This is a genomic window from Acinetobacter sp. 826659 (assembly GCF_000588515.1).
GTDB classification, from domain to species: domain Bacteria; phylum Pseudomonadota; class Gammaproteobacteria; order Pseudomonadales; family Moraxellaceae; genus Acinetobacter; species Acinetobacter pittii.
On the sequence record NZ_JFYD01000003.1, the window covers coordinates 207,512 to 225,463 of the forward strand.

Consider the following 17,952-nt stretch of genomic DNA (forward strand, 5'->3'; position numbering starts at 1 on the left):
AAGAGGTGGTTAGGGATGCCACAATTAAAAAATTATACAGGCTCAGTGTATGGAGGACTGGGGCATCTTTTAAAGGCTTACTGTGAAGCCAATCAATTAGCTATTCCTGAACAATTAGAACAAATTCAAAATCTGGAACGATTTGACTATGTTGTTTGGCGTGACCTATTAGAAGTGATTTATAAACTAGACCCAAAGCCGGGTTTAGGACTCGAAATTGCCAAATATGTGCAACCCAAACACTTAGGGATTATTGCTTACCTCGCGCTCTCTTGCGACAACTTAGGTGAAGCCTTAATTCGCTATCATGATTTTCACCGTCTGATTTATGACGGTAGCCCATTAGTGGTTGAGCTACAAGGAAGATATGGCTCTATTCGCTGGGAAGCGACTGAGCTACACCCTACCCAGCTTACCGATGAAATCGCCATTGCGTTGGTGATTCAGTTCTTACGTCTTTTTATGTCTCATGAAGACGTGCATTTACATGAAGTACGTTTCTTAAATGCTGCCCCTAAAAATATCAGAGTCTATGAACAATATTTCCAATGTCCCGTTCGTTTTAGCCAGCCGCGTACAGAGTTACTCATTCCAATTACGGAAATTCATAAGCCACTCAGCAGTGCCGACCACACTCTACAGCAGCTATTGGTTCAGCAAGCGCAAGCATTGTTAGAACAATTACCAAATTCGACCCAACTTGATCAGCGCTTACAGCATTCAATTTTGACTGGACTGCAAAAGAATCAGTATCAAATTGAATATATTGCTGCTCAATTAGGCCTATCAGTTCGACAACTCCAACGACACTTACAACAACAAGACACCACCTTTCAGGAACGTGTTCAGCAAGTGCGCTTTATGCTCGCAACCGAGTATTTAAAAGATCCGCATTTAAGCTTACAAGAGATCGCACTTTTACTTTGTTATTCAGAACAAAGTGCCTTTCAAAGAGCATTTAAACATTGGACCAATCAAACACCCCAGCAATGGAGGGATCAATTTTTAGACAAAGAATAACCAACCAAAACTTACAAATCTTTTCTTGATTAAAACAACACTGAAAACAAAAATTTCATATAGTCACATGCTTAATTTTTTGTGACATATTTCACACTAATTAAAAAATACATCAATAGATGAGTAATCACAATGAATAAATATTTTGCTGAATTTCTAGGTACGTTTTGGCTAGTCTTTGGTGGTTGTGGTAGCGCAGTATTAGCCGCAGCTTTCCCTGAACTTGGTATTGGCTTTGCAGGTGTAGCCCTTGCCTTTGGTTTAACCGTACTCACAGGCGCCTATGCTCTAGGGCATATCTCAGGTGGACATTTTAATCCCGCGGTAAGTGTTGGCCTTTGGGTCGGCGGCCGCTTCGATGTTAAAGATTTAATTCCCTATATTGTTGCTCAAGTGGTCGGTGCGACTGCTGCTGCATTTGTTCTCTATATTATTGCTCAAGGCCAAGCGGGCTTTAGCGGTGTTGGTGGTTTTGCTTCAAATGGTTTTGGTGATTTATCACCAAACAAGTTTGGCTTAGGTTCTGCTTTTATTATTGAAGTGGTTCTTACTGCTTTCTTCTTAATCATTATTTTAGGCGCAACTGATCGCCGTGCGCCTGCTGGCTTCGCTCCTATTGCAATTGGTTTGGGTTTAACACTCATTCACTTAATCAGTATTCCAGTAACAAACACTTCGGTGAACCCTGCACGTAGTACAGGTGTTGCGTTCTTTGCTGAAACGGCTGCGTTAAGTCAGTTGTGGTTGTTCTGGGTGGCACCGATTTTAGGGGCTGTGATTGGGGCAATTATTTATAAAGTGGTTGCTGGGAATAAGGATTAACTGCACGACCGCAAATACCGCGTCCACTCAAGTTGTAGTTGTGTAGGTAATGCCTCACTTTTGATTGAGCAAAAGTGACAAAACTCATTCGTTTCACTGACGTTACTTCCATGTAACGCAGTGAAACAGGCGGCATCCGTGCCGCCGTCGCGGTAGCAAATTGAAAAAATATATTTATTACAAAAACGGATTATTAATTTCTTGTTCAGCCGGACGTTCAATTTTCTCAGGCAATTCTTCTTTTTCCAAAGCCGCCACAACATCATTTAAAAAGCTCTGCAATGCCTTTGCCTGTTCTAACCCGACTTTGTCTTTGGTAATTTGCAAGTTGCCGTAAATGCTGACGCAATCGACATCATTTTCTAATGTTAAATCTTCAATTGATGAAGACTCTGTACCCTTTTCAAATGGTTTAAACATAGGTCTTATCTCGTTGTTATATCTTCACAGTGTAATACGATCAATTTAAAAAAAATCGATCAAAATTAAAAGAGCCGATAAAATTAAGAAAGCTCCCATCAAGATATTAAAATATTTCAAACGGTTGCCCTGATTAAGCACCACTGAAAATTTATCACCACATAGTCCCCAAAAGAACAAACACGCGTAGCAAGTGAAGAAATAAATAATAATAAAGATCGGCAACGACTGCGGGTTTTCAATGCTAGTAAACATGGTAATGCCTGACACACAAGCCAACCAAGCCTTGGGGTTGAGCCACTGTAACAAGAAACCATCTTTAAAATTAGGAATAATAATTTGCTCTACAGGAGCACTTGAAATGGAAATATTGGCGGCAGCAAGAATAATTTTTATGCCTATATAACAAACAAATAGCGTTCCACAAACTGCAAGAATTTTTAATACAACAGGAAACTGAGTTAATAAACTCTGAAGACCAAATGCCATAAAAATTAAAAGCAAGGTAAAACCAATTGTGGCGCCTGAAATATAGGGAAGCGATCTTTTTAAACCGTGATTTAAACTGGTCGATAAAATGACAGTGTTTACTGGCCCTGGGGTTATAGACATTGCAAATGAAAAAAGAAACATCGAGGCAAACATTGTTATTGTCCTTATTAAAATAGAATCCATAGACAGATCTGTCTATGGATTCTATTTTAAACAATTACGATGTTGCAATAACAATCAAAAAAGCTGCTTATTTCATTATTTGCAAGAAGTAGTTCACCAATGCTTCAACCAGTTGCTTCACAATAGCTTGGCGTGTTTCTTCGTCAATCGTTGGAACTTTTGCTTCCATCGGTTCGGTAGAGCCACTTTTTTGCTTTTTAAACTGGTCTTGTAACGCTTGAATTTGTTCGGCATTTAAGTCTTGTTCACACTGACTTTCACCATCCCAGTGTAAATAGTCTAACTTTTGATTTGCCTTAACTTGACTCGCTGTTAAAGGTAGGCGATAGACATTACGCTTTTGTTGCTCGGTTAATTGCGGGAATAGGTTAACGCCTAAGCGCTCCTCAAGGTAGCAAACACTCACGACTTTTACTTGTAGAGAGTTATTGTTAGGTGCGTAATAAGCCCCGATCGCGCCAGTTTTTGGCATATAGACCGCTTTATAAACTGCGGTTGGTACAATCACACCCTGCCCAATCGTTTTAAGACGTTTGCCTTCAAAAACAGGGCCTGTCACCACATAAACATCTTGTTTTTGTTTAGTGGCAATAGCACGGGTCGCTTCTTCGAGCTTACGCCAGACTTCTTGGTTATTTTTAGGTGCTTGCGGCACCATATTGCTGAGCGAGAAACTATCAGATTGGGATTCTTTATTTGACATATCACCATTAGGTGCCATATGCCCACGGTCATAGCCTGAACCGCGATAGTCACTTAACAGTGCCCGATGCTTTTGAGGAACACGCGTTTCTTCATGGAAGTTATCTTCACGTTTAATTTTGACACTTAAACGTTCTGCATCTAAATGCTCGGCCGACCATAATGGTGTTTTAGAAATGCCTGAATAGAGGACATTAAAACCGTTAAAGCACAGTGGATAGCTGTCTTTTTTTAAGCTTTCTTTATTTAAAGCAGGCGGAACTTCTCGATAAAACTGGTTAAGACAAGTCGAGTTAGTACTTAAAGGCGAAAACCACTGCGAAATCTTTTCACTACCGAAAGCAATTGCAAAGCTTCCGGCTGCAATACAAGCAAGAATAATCTTGCCAAAATGCTCACTTAGAGAGAATGAATTTTTACCTTTACTGCGTTTTTTACTTGCCATGTTTCTATCAATACTACTGTCCAGACGCAGCTTAACAATCCTGCTTTTTTAAGTATATCTCTTATCTTTCATATGGTTAAAACATGGTCATCTTTTTTGTAACTCTATTTCCCCTTACGTAACAATCTGTTGGAATTATGAGAGGCTTTGGCTATTGAATTACGTCAATTGCGTATCTTTCGTTGAAATGCACTTATGGCTTATGACATGGTTAGCTCCACAAATTTGGATAAAAATATAATCGGAGTCCACTTAATGATCCATTCAAAGATTATTGGTATTGGCGTAATCACAGGATTGTGTAGTATGGCAGCATTAGCTGAGCCAGCAGTCCAGCCAGGAGATACTTTAGAAAGTTTGTCTAAAGTGAAAGTTACTACCACTGTAAATGGCCAACCTGGTTCTATTAGCGATTTAGTCAATAGCGGACAAGTACAGCAAGTTTCTGCTGCACCAACAAATGCAGCGCCTACAGGTGCTCCTATTCCGGCAGACGTTCCACCAGCACCGCCAGCAGGTGGTGAAATGGCGCCACCAGCAGCACCAACCGATGCAGTACCACCTGCACCAAATCAAGCGCCTCCAGCGCCACAAGATCCAAACACACCACCGCCTCCGGCAGCTCCAAATCAGTCGGCAGATCCGATGGCAAAAGATGGTGCTTTACCAGCAGATGCACCAATGCAACAAGCTCAATAATCAGAGCCATAAAAAAACCAAGACATCTGTCTTGGTTTTTTTATTACATCAATTTTTATATTTCGATTTGGCTACCTAACTCAACCACACGGTTGGTTGGAATTTGGTAGAAGTCACTCACTGGACTAGTATTACGCTGCATAGAGATAAAGAGTTTCTCTCTCCATGGAGACATACCATCGCCCACCGAATGCACAATACGATCACGGGAAATGAAGAAGCTGATGTGCATCAAGTCATACTCAAGACCGAGCTGTTCATAGGCTTGCATCAATGCTTTTGGTACATTCATTTCATCTTTAAAACCGTAGAAGATTTTAATACGGAAGAAATGTTCAGCTAACGTTTCTGTCGTAATACGCTCTTCAGGTTCAACATAAGGCACATCTTCAATCACTACAGTGACCAAGATATTACGCTGATGTAGCACCTTGTTATGCTTGATGTTATGCAGCATGGCATGTGGCACAACGTTTGGCGTACCCGTCATAAATACTGCATCACCCGGCACCCAGTGCACGCTATTACCAATACTTTTTACAAACAAATCGAGCGACAATGTATCGTGTTCAAGCTTGGCAAAAGTAAGCTCACGACCACGTTTCCATGTCATTAAAATGGTCACGGCAATCGCACCAATGAGTAGTGGCACCCAACCGCCAGACAAGATTTTAAGTGAAGTTGCACCGACCAATACCGACTCTAAAATAAAGAACGGAATAATCAGGAGCAGCACTTTTGGCAGGCTCCACTTCCAAGCTGAATAGATAAACACCGCAACCAAAATCGTGTCACACAGCATGGTTAAGGTCACAGCTAAACCATACGCACTTGCAAGGTTCGAACTGCTTTTGAAGATCAAGATTAGGATAATAATTGCGATTAAAAGTAACCAGTTTAAGAAAGGAATATAGATCTGGCCTTCTTCAGACTCAGACGTATGTTTAATACTTAAACGTGGTAAATAACCCAATTGAATCGCTTGGCGCGCAAGAGAAAACACCCCAGAAATTACAGCTTGAGAAGCAATTACCGTTGCCATGGTCGCCATAATAATCATTGGGTAAAGTGCCCATTGCGGCACCAATAAATAGAACGGGTTTTCAATTGCCGCTGGGTCTCTGAGCAATAATGCGCCCTGTCCTGCGTAGTTTAAAACCAAGCATGGCAACACCACAAAGAACCATGCCATACGTATTGGTACTGGTCCGAAGTGGCCCATATCCGCATAAAGTGCTTCACCACCCGTTACCGTTAACACCACAGCGCCCATAATGAAAAAGGTCATTACTGGATGATGATAGATAAACTGAATGGCCCAGTGTGGACTGAACATACCCAACACCACAGGGGTCTGAATAACACTGTGAAGGCCTAATAATCCTAAAGATAAAAACCACACCATGGTGATCGGGCCAAAAAACTTACCGACAAAAGCCGTACCGTGTTTTTGTACCAAAAACAAAGAGATGATAATGGTAATTGCAATTGGCATGATGAACGGGTCAAACACATCGGTGGCAATAGACAAGCCTTCGACGGCTGACAATACCGAAATGGCTGGGGGAATAATACCGTCACCAAAAAACAGCGATGCGCCGATAAATCCAATGGCAATCATGTAGATTTTTTTGTTGTCGGCAATTTTGGCTTTACGTAAGTTCAATGCGAGTAAGGCCATGATCCCGCCTTCGCCGTTGTTGTCTGCACGCATGACAATGGCGACATACTTGATGCTGATGATCAGCATTAAGCACCAAAAAATAATAGATAAAATTCCTAATACGTTTTCAGGCTGAATACCCAACCCATGCGCTGCATGGAAGGACTCTTTCAAGGCATAGAGCGGACTTGTTCCGATGTCTCCAAAGACCACTCCAAGAGCTGCCAAAGCCGTGGCAGGCAAGGTCGCTTTTTTGGCCGTATTTTGCATTGTGTAATTAAACCAATATGATTTTTAGCGCAATCTTATCACCTCTATTATTTTTTTTCTGTAATGCTCGTCTTAAATCTTGGCAGGACTCGTTTTTTTAGTTACTATCGCACGCCTTGGTGAGGTGTCCGAGTGGCTGAAGGAGCACGCCTGGAAAGTGTGTATACGTTTGCGCGTATCGAGGGTTCGAATCCCTCTCTCACCGCCAGAATTCAAAAAAGACCTAAATCGTTTAGATTTGGGTCTTTTTTATTGGCTAAATATTTTATTATCCCAATTAAGCCCCACTACCTAACTCAGTAACAAGCCAATTAGATTTCGGATCTTTTTGTACAACAGTTACAAACACAATATAGGTTCCAGCAGGATTACCAGCAAGATCTGCATGTACTGTTTTTATCTTTATGACGAGTAAAATCATTTTATAAAATTGTTGATAATAATCAGGTCTATTTTTTGCTGAGTCGTAACGAACTTTTAGCACTTCTAGAACTTTTGAATCTTTATAAATTTGGGGTATTTCAGCATTTCGAATATTTAAGTTCTCGCCTAACCAAACATATTTATATGCTGCGGCTGCGTCTCCATTTGAAAGTGAATCAAAAAAGGAAATAGCAACTCGACTCGCTTGTTCTTTTTCAGCGTTAGCCTTTTTCTCGTATGATTTAAAGGCTGCAAATAAACATAGTCCAGCAAGAAGTAGTCCGATAGTTACAAAGATTCTAGACTTTAGCATTTGGCTTCCTTTCTAATTTTTAAAATGCCGTGTTAAATAAATAATTAAAATAATATGTTAAAAATCTACTCTACTATTCTTATTTAAAATGTCCAAGTTCTCTTAGAAGTACAATTATTAAAGACCCAAACTCACCCGTTCAGGCCTTCCTTTCTTTAAATTTACTCAGACAACGCTAATAACTTCTGAACATACTCAATCGCATTATTTTCGATGTCTTGATGAGTCGGAACATCGTCATCTTCTGAAGGGTTTGTATCTAAACCATAAAATGCATGAAGCGGTTGATAGTCCGCCCCAATATATAAAGCTGTTAGCTTAAATGGAGTAAAAATCTGCTCTAAAGAAAGCTTATATTCACCATATTCTGAATAGACCTTTTCTTTCACACCAGCAGACACAGCCAACATAAATTTTTTATTTTTAAGTTTGTCACCTGTTGAGCCGTAAGCCCAACCATAGGTCAAAACCTCATCAAGCCATTGTTTCAAAAGCGGTGGGCAATTAAACCAATACACCGGAAATTGAAATACTAAATTTTCGTGTTCTTCTACCAATGCTTGCTCTTTGGCAACATCAATCACCCCATCTGGGTAGGCCTGATAAATTTGATGAACCGTAAACTGGTCCGGGTGTTTTTCTAATTCCTCTACCCATCTTTTATTTACGACTGATTGGTCTATGTGAGGGTGGGTAACAATGACTAATGTCTTTTTCATTATGAAAACACTCTTATCGAAAAGTAGATAAATCGATTATAGAAGTGTGCTTTCCTAAATATAAGTACGGTAATTTGTGTTATATACTATACTAAAAGATAGTGTAGATTTTAAAAATGACTGAATGCGTTCCATCACATACGCCATTAGAAGAGACAGGTTTCGGCTACACTCTTTCTTTAATTAATGGCAAATATAAAATGATTATTATGTATTGGCTGTATGAAAAAAATGTCATGCGTTTTAATGAGATGCAACGCTGCATTGGCAATATTTCGTTTAGAACGCTCAGCAATACGCTTAAAGAATTGGAAAGAGACAAGCTTATTATTCGTAAGGAATATCCTCAAATTCCGCCTAAAGTTGAGTACCGTCTTTCAGAAAGAGGACAGTCTTTAATTCCTTTGTTAGATATGATGTGCCAATGGGGCGAGCAAAATAAGCCGTCTTAGTTTTATAGACTTGAAGTGATACTAAATATGAGAAATGAATTAAGAAAAATTTTTATTAAGGGATGCGACGATAAAATTGAAAAAAAAGGAGACAATGTCGGTCTATCTTTTTATGCTTTTTTTAAAAATAAGAATGATAACCCTGTGTTACTGATGGAAGCAGCGCATTGGTGGATTATGGTACACAAGCTAGATCACTTCGAGAAGGCAGTTAAGATTAAACAGTTGGTTTTAAATGAGCGGTAATTAGAGTTATTCGAAAAGGCTTAAATTTAAGCCTTTTCATTATTTTAAACTTAAAAATTAATTACTTAACATAAGACCAAACATCAGGATCTATATATTCTTCATCGATATGATAGCCTTCAGCCTTAGCTTTTCTTTCTTCCTTTTCCCGATATTTTTTATTTTCAATTAATCTTTTTTTAAACGCTTGCTCGAATTCACTAGGTGTCATTTTATCAGAGTCAGGAATTGAGTCTCTTTCATTGTATCGCACACTCTGAAAGCTAAATCTAAGCATATATTGTTCTTCATTCCGCTCATTCTTAGCTGTTCTTTTTAAACTGATATCTAAAATAACCCCATTAGCATACAACCTATAACCCAATGATTTTGTCGGGTTGTTGTTTATTATATTTTTCCACTCTTCAAAGCTAAAAATATAACTCGGGTCAATGACATCACGACTTTTCGATAGATGCTTAATATTATCTTCTTTAGCGATACGCGGAGCATCTGTAAAGAAATAGTTTTTCCAACCAGCCTGATTAATACGCTTAATTAAAGCTACATAGCTTTGATAAACCTGCTCTGAGGTAGCAAATTCTTCTTTTGTAAAGCCAGCATCAATATCTAAAACTTGGATCCCTTCATTTTTATCATATTGAGTTCCTAATACAGAGAAAACATGCTCAATCGATAAAGTATTAGAACCATTCTCTATAGTTATTTTTCCTAAGTTAGGAGGAGAAAATTGAAGCTCTCTAAAGCTAACGCCAGCTGGATGATTATCGACATTTCCATCACTATATTTTGAAAAATCTTGAACACCTTGTTCACCCATATGCAAAGTGTAGGCTTGCTGATGGGAATTTAAACTTTCATTATGTTTTGCGGCTGGCTGACAAGCGGAAAGTAATAATCCGAAAATAAAGATTAGGAAATATTGTCTAAATTTTACCGTCATTACTAAATTCTCTACTTTGCTATTTCCCGACTCTGCGATAATTTTTAATCTTGGACAATAAAGCTATATGTCTTGTCAATTTCAGCATCACCACCTGCATAGAAGTCAGCTCGTATATGGATAGTATATTTTCCTTTGTACTTTGGAACACCTTTGATTTGTATAACATTATATCCATCCAAGTCATCAACAGGTTTAACGGTAACACCTAGATTTTCTGGAATATTCGTTTCTAATTCAGCGTATTTATCTATAACCTTTCCTCCAGAAATCTTAATAATTTGTTGGTATTCTTGATTAATATGAGCGACAGGCAAATCCTCTGGAGTAATCTTATATTTTTTACCGCAACCTGTAATTATGAGAATAATGGAGAAAATAAATATTAATTTATGCTTCATTAGAACCTTTACTTATCGGGGAATAACACTAAAAATATTTTGCATCTATTCTAAAATATATTAGAAATTTCATATTTCTAATGCTAAATCTTTCGAATATTTGAACAGCTGTTCCAAAGTGACCGTTGCCCCTCCACACACGATAACTAAAATATTATCAGTTGGAGAAAAGGATAATTTTTTATTGTATAAGGCTGATAAAGTCGCACCACAAGCTGGCTCAACTAATGTTCTATGATCATCTAAAAAATTAAAACAAGCTGCTAGAGCTTCTTTATCTGAAACAGTCAAACTAATAACCTGTTCAACCTGCGAAACTTTAAAAGCATTTTCGCATACTTGTTTAGCAGCGAGTGTTGTAGCAATTCCAGTTACTTCATTTAACTTCGCATGCTGACCAGTCTTGATAGAAGTATTTAGAGAAGCTGTTCCCTCTGTTTCTACAGCATAGATAGGAATATTAAGTAAATTTTTTATTAAACCTTGGCTAATTCCTGAGAGTAAACTTCCACCGCCAACAGATAAAATAACTGCATCTGGTCTCACACCGTCTGAAATTACTTCATCAATAATATGAGCAACACCCTCCCATAAATATTGGTCATCAAAAGGATGAATATATACAGCTTCTGAATTTACATAAGTTAGAGCGAGATCATTGGCTTCAACCCAAGATTTCCCATGAACAATAACCTCTGCATTTTCTTGCTGCATGAGATTTATGGCTTGTGATTAAGTTGTTTCAGGAACAACAACAGTTACAGGAATACTTAATTTATTTCCCATGTAAGCAGCTGAAATCCCAGCATTTCCACCAGAGGAACTAATAAATTTTTTTGCACCTTTTTTTGCATATTGCAGACAAGCATTACCAATACTTCTTTGCTTAAAAGAACCAGTTGGCTGTGAAGATTCCATTTTTAGCCATATATTACAATTATTTAGTTCACTTAATTTATTTGATTTAATACAAGGAGTTTTTGGGTTCATATTTAATAAATTTTATTGAAAAATAGGGATTAATATCCTTTGTGTTTTATCATTTATTCCACTCTTAAGCAAAAACGAGTTTCGCAATCTTTAATATAAAAAATTTCTTTTAGCTACTAAAAGCCCAACTCCCGTCGGGCCTTCCCTCCATCAAACCCGCCTTAAAAAATACTCAAGCAATGTATCTCTGTCCTTTGCCTGATCTGAACCTAAAAGTCCAAAAATCGCGCCATCAATCATAAATACAAAAATATCAGACTCTTCATATGTGGCTCTTTTTTTAGATTCCCTCAGTACCCAAAAAATTTCATTTTTAAGCCAGCGCCTATATCTGAGTGCAGTTTGATACGCACTTGGATAAAGCTTTTTAATTTCAAAAATCGCTTTAAACAAAAGGTAATAGGCACCTTTTAGGTCAGCATGTAAAAGGTAAATTTGCCTGAGTTGATGAACCAAATCTGGATATTGGCGAGCCTCGCTTACCGCCCGCACTTTTTCTTTTAACTGTTCCTTTTGAACCAACAAACACATTTCAATCAGTCTTTCTTTGGAGTGAAAGTAGTTGTAAAAGGTGGCTTTAGTCATTTTGGCCTCGCGAACAATTCGGTCCACCCCGACCTTGTTGAAGCCATGTTGTTTAAATAACTCTGCTGCTGTGTATAGCGCTCGCGTCGCTCGAAAGGAAGCTTCTAAATTTTTCATGTATACCGTTTAAAATAATTTCTTGTTGTAAATAAAAGAGATAGAAATGCCGTCACTCTTAAATTGAGCGCTAAAAACAGGCATGCAAAAGCCGCACAAAAATGGTGTGCTCGCCTATCTCGGGTTTTATTGTTGCTATGATTTTTTAGTCGTAATGACCTATGGCTTAAAACCTAGAGTCGATTAAACCGTTTTAAAGACCAGTTAGGTATAGAGTCAAAGATTTTGGCGAAGGTTGCCAACGAGAGAGATGAAATAGTACGCATAATGGCGAACTCCTTGTGTATTAAAGAAGAACTACCACGATTACTGCTAAATAATGGTGGCAGAACGAAAGGGGTTAGCAGACTGGTACACAAGGACCCAGCACGCGCAAGCGCGTCCCCCTCCGTCCTACCATAGAAAAAAGGGGGACGTAAGGATCCAGTACTGAAAAGCAAGCTTTTAGTACTCTTGTGTAAAAGGGTCTGCTAAAACCCACTGGCAATGTGGCCAGCAGGCAAAGGATAATCCGCGAGTTTTTGAGTGTCAATGTGATATTGGCTATTCATTTATAAAGATTATTTTTAATTTTCATTGGCATAGTGATTTAAGAATATATTTTCTTAAAGTTTAGTTTTTCTAGTCATTTCATTGTTAATTTATCATTCATTTTCAAACCTGTTTAAATGAACCGATTGATCACGCTATAAATAAAAGCTACAGTAAATAAAGTTTGAATTTTATAACTTTAAATAAATTGATAACGCACGCAGGCAAAAACATGGAAACCATACATGATTTTTATCGCCGCTTTTCTTTAACCAGAGATAGCGATTACTCGATTCCATCGACCTCGTTTGGACATTTCAACGTGTTCCAACGTGATGCTTGCTCGTTCCTCACACCTTATAGCCGCCGCGATTATTATAAAATTTCACTGGTTTTAGGCACAGGCGAACTTCACTACGCCAACCGCTGGATACGAGTCGACCGCCCTGCTTTACTGTTTTCAAACCCGATGGTTCCCTATGCATGGGAAATTAATTCGCCCGAACAAGCAGGCTGGTTTTGTCTATTTACCGAAGAGTTTGTAAACCAAGAGTCAAGACAAAGCTTTTTAAAAGATTCACCACTATTTAAAGTCGACGGCGACCCGCTGTATTTTTTAAATGACCAACAAATTGAAGAAATTTCATTTATTTTCAAAAAGATGATGACTGAAATAAATTCAGACTATATTCATAAATACAACGTTTTAAGAAACTATTTGCACCTGATTGTGCATGAAGCCATGAAAATGCAACCGACCCAACAGTTTGAAAAACATAGCAATGCTGCGGTTCGGATTTGCCATTTATTCTTTGAATTATTAGAACGCCAGTTCCCAATTGACTCGCCCCATTTTCAGCTTAAACTCAAAACAGCAAATGACTATGCCTATGGCTTGTCGGTGCATGTGAACCATTTAAACCGAGCTGTAAAAGAAGCCACAGGTAAAACCACCTCTGAGCATATTAGCTCGCGTATTACGCAAGAAGCCAAAGCGCTGCTACAGCACACCAGTTGGAATATTTCTGAAATTGCGTATAGCTTAGGCTTTGAATATTCAGCATATTTCACCAATTTCTTTAAGAAAAACACGGGCTTTTCACCTAAAAAGTTCCGTGAAGACTGCGTAGCCTAAAAACAGATTGTTTGAATTTTATAATTATTGGTTTGAATGTTATACGTCAGTTTGAGCCAAAGCATTTTATAGTTTTTCTACTCAAGTGATTTTGCAAAAAGAGTGTGAAAAATGAAATATAGAACTTTAGGACAAACAGGCGAAAAAGTATCAGCACTTGGTTTAGGTTGCATGGGAATGAGCTTTGCCTATGGTGCCTCAGATGACACACAAAGCATTGCCACTCTAGAAAAGGCCTTAGACCTCGGTATTAACTTTTGGGACACTGCCGACATGTACGGCAACGGCGCAAATGAAGTTTTACTCTCAAAAGTTTTAGAAAAACATCGCGACAAAGTATTTTTGGCGACCAAATTTGGCTTCCGCTATAAAGAAGACAACCTTAACCCGAAAAACTCTTTAGAGTCTTATATCGACGGTTCTCCTGAGTGGATTAAAGTTGCGGTCGAAAACAGTTTAAGACGCTTAAATACAGACGTGATTGATTTGTATTATGCGCACCGCATAGACCCAAATGTTCCAGTTGAAGACACCATTGGCGCAATGGCTGACTTGGTCAAACAAGGTAAAGTTCGTTACCTAGGACTCAGTGAAGCGTCGGCTGAAACTATTCGTAAAGCGCATGCGATTCATCCGATTGCAGCGGTTCAACATGAATATTCATTGCTTACTCGTGAGCTGGAAGATACTCACTTTCAAACTATTCGTGAGTTAGGCATTAGCCTTGTGCCATATTCACCGCTGTCACGTGGTTTAATTACCAATACGCTTGATGTGGGTAGCCTAGACGAAAACGATTTCCGTCGTCAGTTGCCACGTTATCAAGGCGATAACTGGAAAAATAACCAAAGCTTGGCGCAAGCATTCAGCGAGTTTGCTCAAAGCAAAAATGCGACAGCGGCTCAACTGGCTTTGGCTTGGATTTTGGCGCAAGGTGACGACATTATGCCAATTCCGGGTACGCGTAAAATCGAGCGACTTGTGGAAAATGCAGGTGCTGTAGACCTTCATTTAACAGCGGCAGATTTGGCAGAAATTGAAGCGATTATTGCGAGATATCCAAACATGGGCGCACGCTATAACGCTCAGCAACTTGCTGCGGTCAATCATTAAAAACGAAGCTATAAAAAAGTCCGACTCTGTGTCGGACTTTTTAATTTAATTTTTGCTATATGTGCCCTGCTGGCGTCCACCTTCCCAAATCGCGTCTAAGGATTTATCCGAAATCGTTAGGCTTTCAGGGAATATACTTAAATCCTTTTTAAATTTAGCCTCTGGTTTTAAACCAATACAGTCACCGTTTTTCCACCATGTGCCTTCGGCATATTGATCTAAAGCGCCAACAGCGAGCATCCATTGAAACTTTCCGTCTGGTTGAAGTAAAAGCTCCGAACCCACTTCCATCACGCCATTTAAATAATAGTGCCCACTCCATACCTGATCGGCTTTTTGGAATTTCACTTCTTTACAGGTGCTAGTCGGCTCTGCATAAATGTGAGCAGAAAAAATAACCGTCGAAAGAAGTAGTAAAGGCGCAAATATATTTTTCATTATTGTGTTCCTATCGTTTTTATTTTCCAGACTCAACTTTTAAATACGTTCCATCGGCATAAACGTTATGTCCAAAGCCACAGCCCGACTCGCCTTCGCTTTGTTTAACCTGAATATAATTTCCTAACTTCGCATTGGTTTTAAAATCGAGCTGAATGCGACAGTCTTCATTTTTATAAACCGTTTGCTTTTTATTAGACGGCATTTTGGTGTCGAACTCACCCATGTTTGGGCCATAAATTAAGCTTCTAAGTCCCATATATAAACCAGCATAGCTAATTGCATATTGGCCCTTCTCACGGCTTACCGTGATGTGATCCCACTCCCCAAAACCAGAGTAACGGACATATTCACCTGATAGGTCATTTGATGCTTTAGGTGTAGGTAATTGCTTAAGATTAAACTGGCTAGATTTTGATTTTTCATCAAGCATAAACCAAGATTTTGCCCAGAGTGGTTGACCCAATTTAGCATAGGCTAAGCCCACATTATTGTTGGCAACTTCAATATCTCGGTCGGTAAATTTAACTGTGGTTTCGTCTGCATTGGCTTTACAAAATGCAGTCCAAGAGGCTTGATTCTGGAAATTTTCGAGCGCTTTTTTATATTGTTTTTGGTCGTAGAATTTCTTACCTAAGCTCGCATATTGCTTCACTTTATTACAGCCTTGTTGTAATTCTTGTTCATAAGAAAACTCTGCATGAGTCACCGCCAAAGCCGAAAGTGTAAGAACCGCGCAACCAGAAATAATCGATTTAATCATTTTTAAAATTCTTTAATAATTAACTAATTATATAATATGAGTTGGCGCTATAAATCACAATTATTTGAAACAAAAGTCTCTTAGAAGAGTTTATGTTTTTATAAAACTGATTAAATCAATTCAAAATAAATCATTGAAAATATTAAGCGTTAATTGGTTATTTTTGTTGAATATTCATCCAAAAAATATTGTAGACTGCATGCGTAAAACTTAGGAAGAATTATAAGAGTGAATAATCTAATTATTGGAAGCCTATTTGCGCTTTGTGCAGCTGCACTCAATGCCTCTATTGGTGTAATTAGTAAATTACTCATGCACAGTGGTTTAAACCCACAAGACATTGCCTTTTTAAAAACCATTATCGCCTTTTTCTTTTTAAGTGTGTTTTTATTTAAAGTCCCTGTTAGCCAAAAGCTTGCTTTTATTAGCAGCACGCCAAGTAAACTCAGCGTTTTTACTCAAATTGCCATATGTGCTTTTTTAGGAATTTTCTCTTTATTCTTTTTCGAAACCATTGCCTACAACCACGGTGCTGCAGCCAATGTGGTGGTGGTACTCATGGCTTCGGCTGCCATCTCCGCCCTATTTTTTGGTCGATTCATTTTAAAAGAAAGTATCTACATTCACTCTCTTATTGGAACATTATTGGCAGTTGCCGGTATTAGTATCATTTCATGGAAAGGTGAAAATAGCCTTTTAATGCTGATCAATGCTTCTATTGCCGGCACGGGTTATGGCCTATTTTCGGTTTTAGTGAAAAAGTTCAAATTAAACGGCGGACTATTTCTGACTAAATACTTACTGCTGTTTGGTAGCGTTTATCTTGCGGTTCCGTTTTTAATTAATTTTCACAGTATTAATTTTAATAGTGACATTATTTTAGGTTTGATTGGTTTAGCTGTTCTGCCGACCATACTCGGCTTTTTCTGCACCACCAAAGCATTGTCTTATATGAGTGCGGCCAAGGTACAAGTGACCGAACTTTCTGAACCGATTTTTGCAGCACTTATGGCTTGGGTTTTCATTCACGAACAGCCGACTTTATCGTTTTTATATGGCGCGATTTTTATTATTGCAGGCATTTTTTTAATGAACAGAACGCCAAAATCAAACTAGCCAATTTCATTTATATTCGTCCGCATGGTGACAAGCCACTTGTACCACACTGGCAAAGTTAATTGCCATTTGCGAAGGGTTATGTTTCTTATAAGCAAGCCCTAACCCCACCGTAGGTACAGGTGCTTTTAAAGACCGATAAGCCACACCCTGTATTTGCAATTGTTTGGTCGACTCGGGAACCAAAGACACCCCTAAATTTGCAGATACCAACGATAAAATTGACACAATTTGCGGAGCATTTTGTCCAATTTTTGGTTCAAAACCATGCTCATGACAGGCTTGTTTAATCGCATCAAAAAGCCCTGCACTAATGGAAGGGGGCGAGACAATAAAATCAAGCTCTCGTAGCGCCGTTAAATCAATTTCTGGTGATGCATCGTCGAGTTGAAAAGTCTCGGAAGGCAAAGCAGCAATGAGGGGTTCTGCTAATAATTCTTGAATAATTAAACTATCTGGAATGTTGCGTGGTGAGCGAATAATCGCGACATCTAAACGGTCTTCAAGCAATAAATCGATGAGTAGTAAAGTATTGGCTTCTTCAAGCTTTAAATTCACTTTCGGGTATTGCTGCTGGAAATAGCGAACACATTTAGGAATTAAAGGGTTCAACATTGAAGTGCCTGTAAAGCCTAATCGCAATTGGCCCACTTCGCCATTTGCCACTTGTTTAACTAAGCTCGCTGCATCTTCTACACGCTGCTGTACGGGCTGAATGGCATTTAAAAAGGCAAGCCCTGCTTCGGTCAGCCCCACCCCATGAGGTGATCGAATAAATAAATCTGCACCTAGCTCTTCTTCTAAGTCTCGTATTTGCATGCTTAAAGGCGGCTGGCTCATGTTTAAGCGTTGCGCAGCTTTGGTAAAGTTTTTTTCTTCTGCTACTGCTAAAAAGTAACGTATATGTCTTAGTTCCATCACTATATATAAAACATATCATGATCCATTGTT

Annotated in this window: 19 protein-coding genes, 1 tRNA gene and 2 pseudogenes; 9 read left to right on the forward strand and 13 right to left on the reverse strand. The window is 38.7% G+C overall.

The features are described from left to right. Positions 1-15: 15 nt before the first annotated feature. Complete coding sequence (locus J663_RS07980) at positions 16-1,020, forward strand: AraC family transcriptional regulator (RefSeq protein WP_033848970.1); 1,005 nt, start codon at positions 16-18, stop codon at positions 1,018-1,020. Positions 1,021-1,152: 132 nt separating this feature from the next. After that, on the forward strand, positions 1,153-1,842 hold the full coding sequence (aqpZ, locus tag J663_RS07985; protein ID WP_033848972.1) for an aquaporin Z: 690 nt from the start codon (positions 1,153-1,155) through the stop codon (positions 1,840-1,842). A gap of 177 nt (positions 1,843-2,019) precedes the next feature. Here aqpZ and J663_RS07990 read toward each other — a convergent pair whose 3' ends face one another. From J663_RS07990 to J663_RS08000, 3 genes are all read right to left on the reverse strand, one after another. Beyond that, on the reverse strand, positions 2,020-2,262 hold the full coding sequence (locus J663_RS07990) for a hypothetical protein (protein WP_000476055.1): 243 nt from the start codon (positions 2,260-2,262) through the stop codon (positions 2,020-2,022). A 45-nt stretch (positions 2,263-2,307) separates the two neighbouring features. Further along, positions 2,308-2,907: a LysE family translocator gene (locus J663_RS07995; protein WP_033848974.1), complete on the reverse strand. Its 600-nt coding sequence runs from the start codon at positions 2,905-2,907 to the stop codon at positions 2,308-2,310. 97 nt (positions 2,908-3,004) lie between these two features. After that, positions 3,005-4,084: a DNA/RNA non-specific endonuclease gene (locus tag J663_RS08000; protein WP_033848976.1), complete on the reverse strand. Its 1,080-nt coding sequence runs from the start codon at positions 4,082-4,084 to the stop codon at positions 3,005-3,007. A gap of 255 nt (positions 4,085-4,339) precedes the next feature. On the opposite strand from J663_RS08000, the gene J663_RS08005 reads away from it, so the two are divergent. Further along, positions 4,340-4,783, forward strand: coding sequence for a hypothetical protein (locus J663_RS08005; protein ID WP_032053314.1), 444 nt, complete (start codon positions 4,340-4,342; stop codon positions 4,781-4,783). 55 nt (positions 4,784-4,838) lie between these two features. Here the strand turns inward: J663_RS08005 and J663_RS08010 are convergent, their stop codons facing one another. Then, positions 4,839-6,716, reverse strand: a complete 1,878-nt coding sequence (locus J663_RS08010; protein ID WP_033848979.1) for a potassium transporter Kup — start codon at positions 6,714-6,716, stop codon at positions 4,839-4,841. Positions 6,717-6,834: 118 nt separating this feature from the next. Between J663_RS08010 and J663_RS08015 the strand changes: the two genes are divergently transcribed. Next, positions 6,835-6,924: transfer RNA gene (locus J663_RS08015), tRNA-Ser, on the forward strand. Between the two features lie 69 nt (positions 6,925-6,993). Here the strand turns inward: J663_RS08015 and J663_RS08020 are convergent. Together J663_RS08020 and J663_RS08025 are read right to left on the reverse strand one after the other, a co-directional pair. Further along, the gene (locus J663_RS08020) at positions 6,994-7,452 is read right to left on the reverse strand and encodes a hypothetical protein (protein ID WP_033848981.1); all 459 of its coding nucleotides are present in this window, start codon (positions 7,450-7,452) and stop codon (positions 6,994-6,996) included. Between the two features lie 161 nt (positions 7,453-7,613). Further along, positions 7,614-8,171: an NAD(P)H-dependent oxidoreductase gene (locus tag J663_RS08025; protein ID WP_033848983.1), complete on the reverse strand. Its 558-nt coding sequence runs from the start codon at positions 8,169-8,171 to the stop codon at positions 7,614-7,616. A 116-nt stretch (positions 8,172-8,287) separates the two neighbouring features. On the opposite strand from J663_RS08025, the gene J663_RS08030 reads away from it, so the two are divergent. Continuing rightward, positions 8,288-8,623 carry a winged helix-turn-helix transcriptional regulator gene (locus J663_RS08030; protein WP_033848984.1) on the forward strand — a complete coding sequence of 112 codons (336 nt, stop codon included), beginning with the start codon at positions 8,288-8,290 and terminating at the stop codon, positions 8,621-8,623. Positions 8,624-8,650: 27 nt separating this feature from the next. After that, positions 8,651-8,869 (forward strand): DUF6500 family protein, encoded by a 219-nt coding sequence (locus J663_RS08035; protein ID WP_033848986.1) that lies wholly within the window; start codon positions 8,651-8,653, stop codon positions 8,867-8,869. A gap of 61 nt (positions 8,870-8,930) precedes the next feature. On the opposite strand, the gene J663_RS08040 is transcribed toward J663_RS08035, so the two are convergent. The 4 genes and pseudogenes from J663_RS08040 to J663_RS08055 form a co-directional block, all read right to left on the reverse strand. Then, positions 8,931-9,812, reverse strand: a complete 882-nt coding sequence (locus tag J663_RS08040; RefSeq protein ID WP_033848988.1) for a hypothetical protein — start codon at positions 9,810-9,812, stop codon at positions 8,931-8,933. Positions 9,813-9,856: 44 nt separating this feature from the next. Beyond that, on the reverse strand, positions 9,857-10,213 hold the full coding sequence (locus tag J663_RS08045; protein WP_033848990.1) for a hypothetical protein: 357 nt from the start codon (positions 10,211-10,213) through the stop codon (positions 9,857-9,859). A gap of 69 nt (positions 10,214-10,282) precedes the next feature. Beyond that, positions 10,283-11,203, reverse strand: a pseudogene (locus J663_RS08050) (pyridoxal-phosphate dependent enzyme). A 150-nt stretch (positions 11,204-11,353) separates the two neighbouring features. Then, positions 11,354-11,905 (reverse strand): TetR/AcrR family transcriptional regulator, encoded by a 552-nt coding sequence (locus J663_RS08055; RefSeq protein WP_033848992.1) that lies wholly within the window; start codon positions 11,903-11,905, stop codon positions 11,354-11,356. Between the two features lie 763 nt (positions 11,906-12,668). On the opposite strand from J663_RS08055, the gene J663_RS08060 reads away from it, so the two are divergent. After that, positions 12,669-13,571, forward strand: coding sequence for a helix-turn-helix domain-containing protein (locus J663_RS08060; RefSeq protein ID WP_033848993.1), 903 nt, complete (start codon positions 12,669-12,671; stop codon positions 13,569-13,571). A gap of 111 nt (positions 13,572-13,682) precedes the next feature. After that, positions 13,683-14,684, forward strand: coding sequence for an aldo/keto reductase (locus tag J663_RS08065; RefSeq protein ID WP_033848996.1), 1,002 nt, complete (start codon positions 13,683-13,685; stop codon positions 14,682-14,684). Positions 14,685-14,729: 45 nt separating this feature from the next. Here J663_RS08065 and J663_RS08070 read toward each other — a convergent pair whose 3' ends face one another. After that, the gene (locus J663_RS08070; protein ID WP_033848998.1) at positions 14,730-15,122 is read right to left on the reverse strand and encodes a hypothetical protein; all 393 of its coding nucleotides are present in this window, start codon (positions 15,120-15,122) and stop codon (positions 14,730-14,732) included. A gap of 19 nt (positions 15,123-15,141) precedes the next feature. After that, positions 15,142-15,885 carry a hypothetical protein gene (locus J663_RS08075; protein ID WP_033849000.1) on the reverse strand — a complete coding sequence of 248 codons (744 nt, stop codon included), beginning with the start codon at positions 15,883-15,885 and terminating at the stop codon, positions 15,142-15,144. Between the two features lie 228 nt (positions 15,886-16,113). On the opposite strand from J663_RS08075, the gene J663_RS08080 reads away from it, so the two are divergent. Continuing rightward, positions 16,114-17,001 (forward strand): DMT family transporter, encoded by an 888-nt coding sequence (locus J663_RS08080; protein ID WP_033849002.1) that lies wholly within the window; start codon positions 16,114-16,116, stop codon positions 16,999-17,001. On the opposite strand, the pseudogene sxtR reads toward J663_RS08080, so the two are convergent. Next, positions 16,998-17,919 (reverse strand): annotated as a pseudogene (gene sxtR, locus J663_RS08085) (multidrug efflux pump transcriptional activator SxtR). The gene J663_RS08080 and the pseudogene sxtR overlap by 4 nt on opposite strands. Positions 17,920-17,952: the final 33 nt, after the last annotated feature.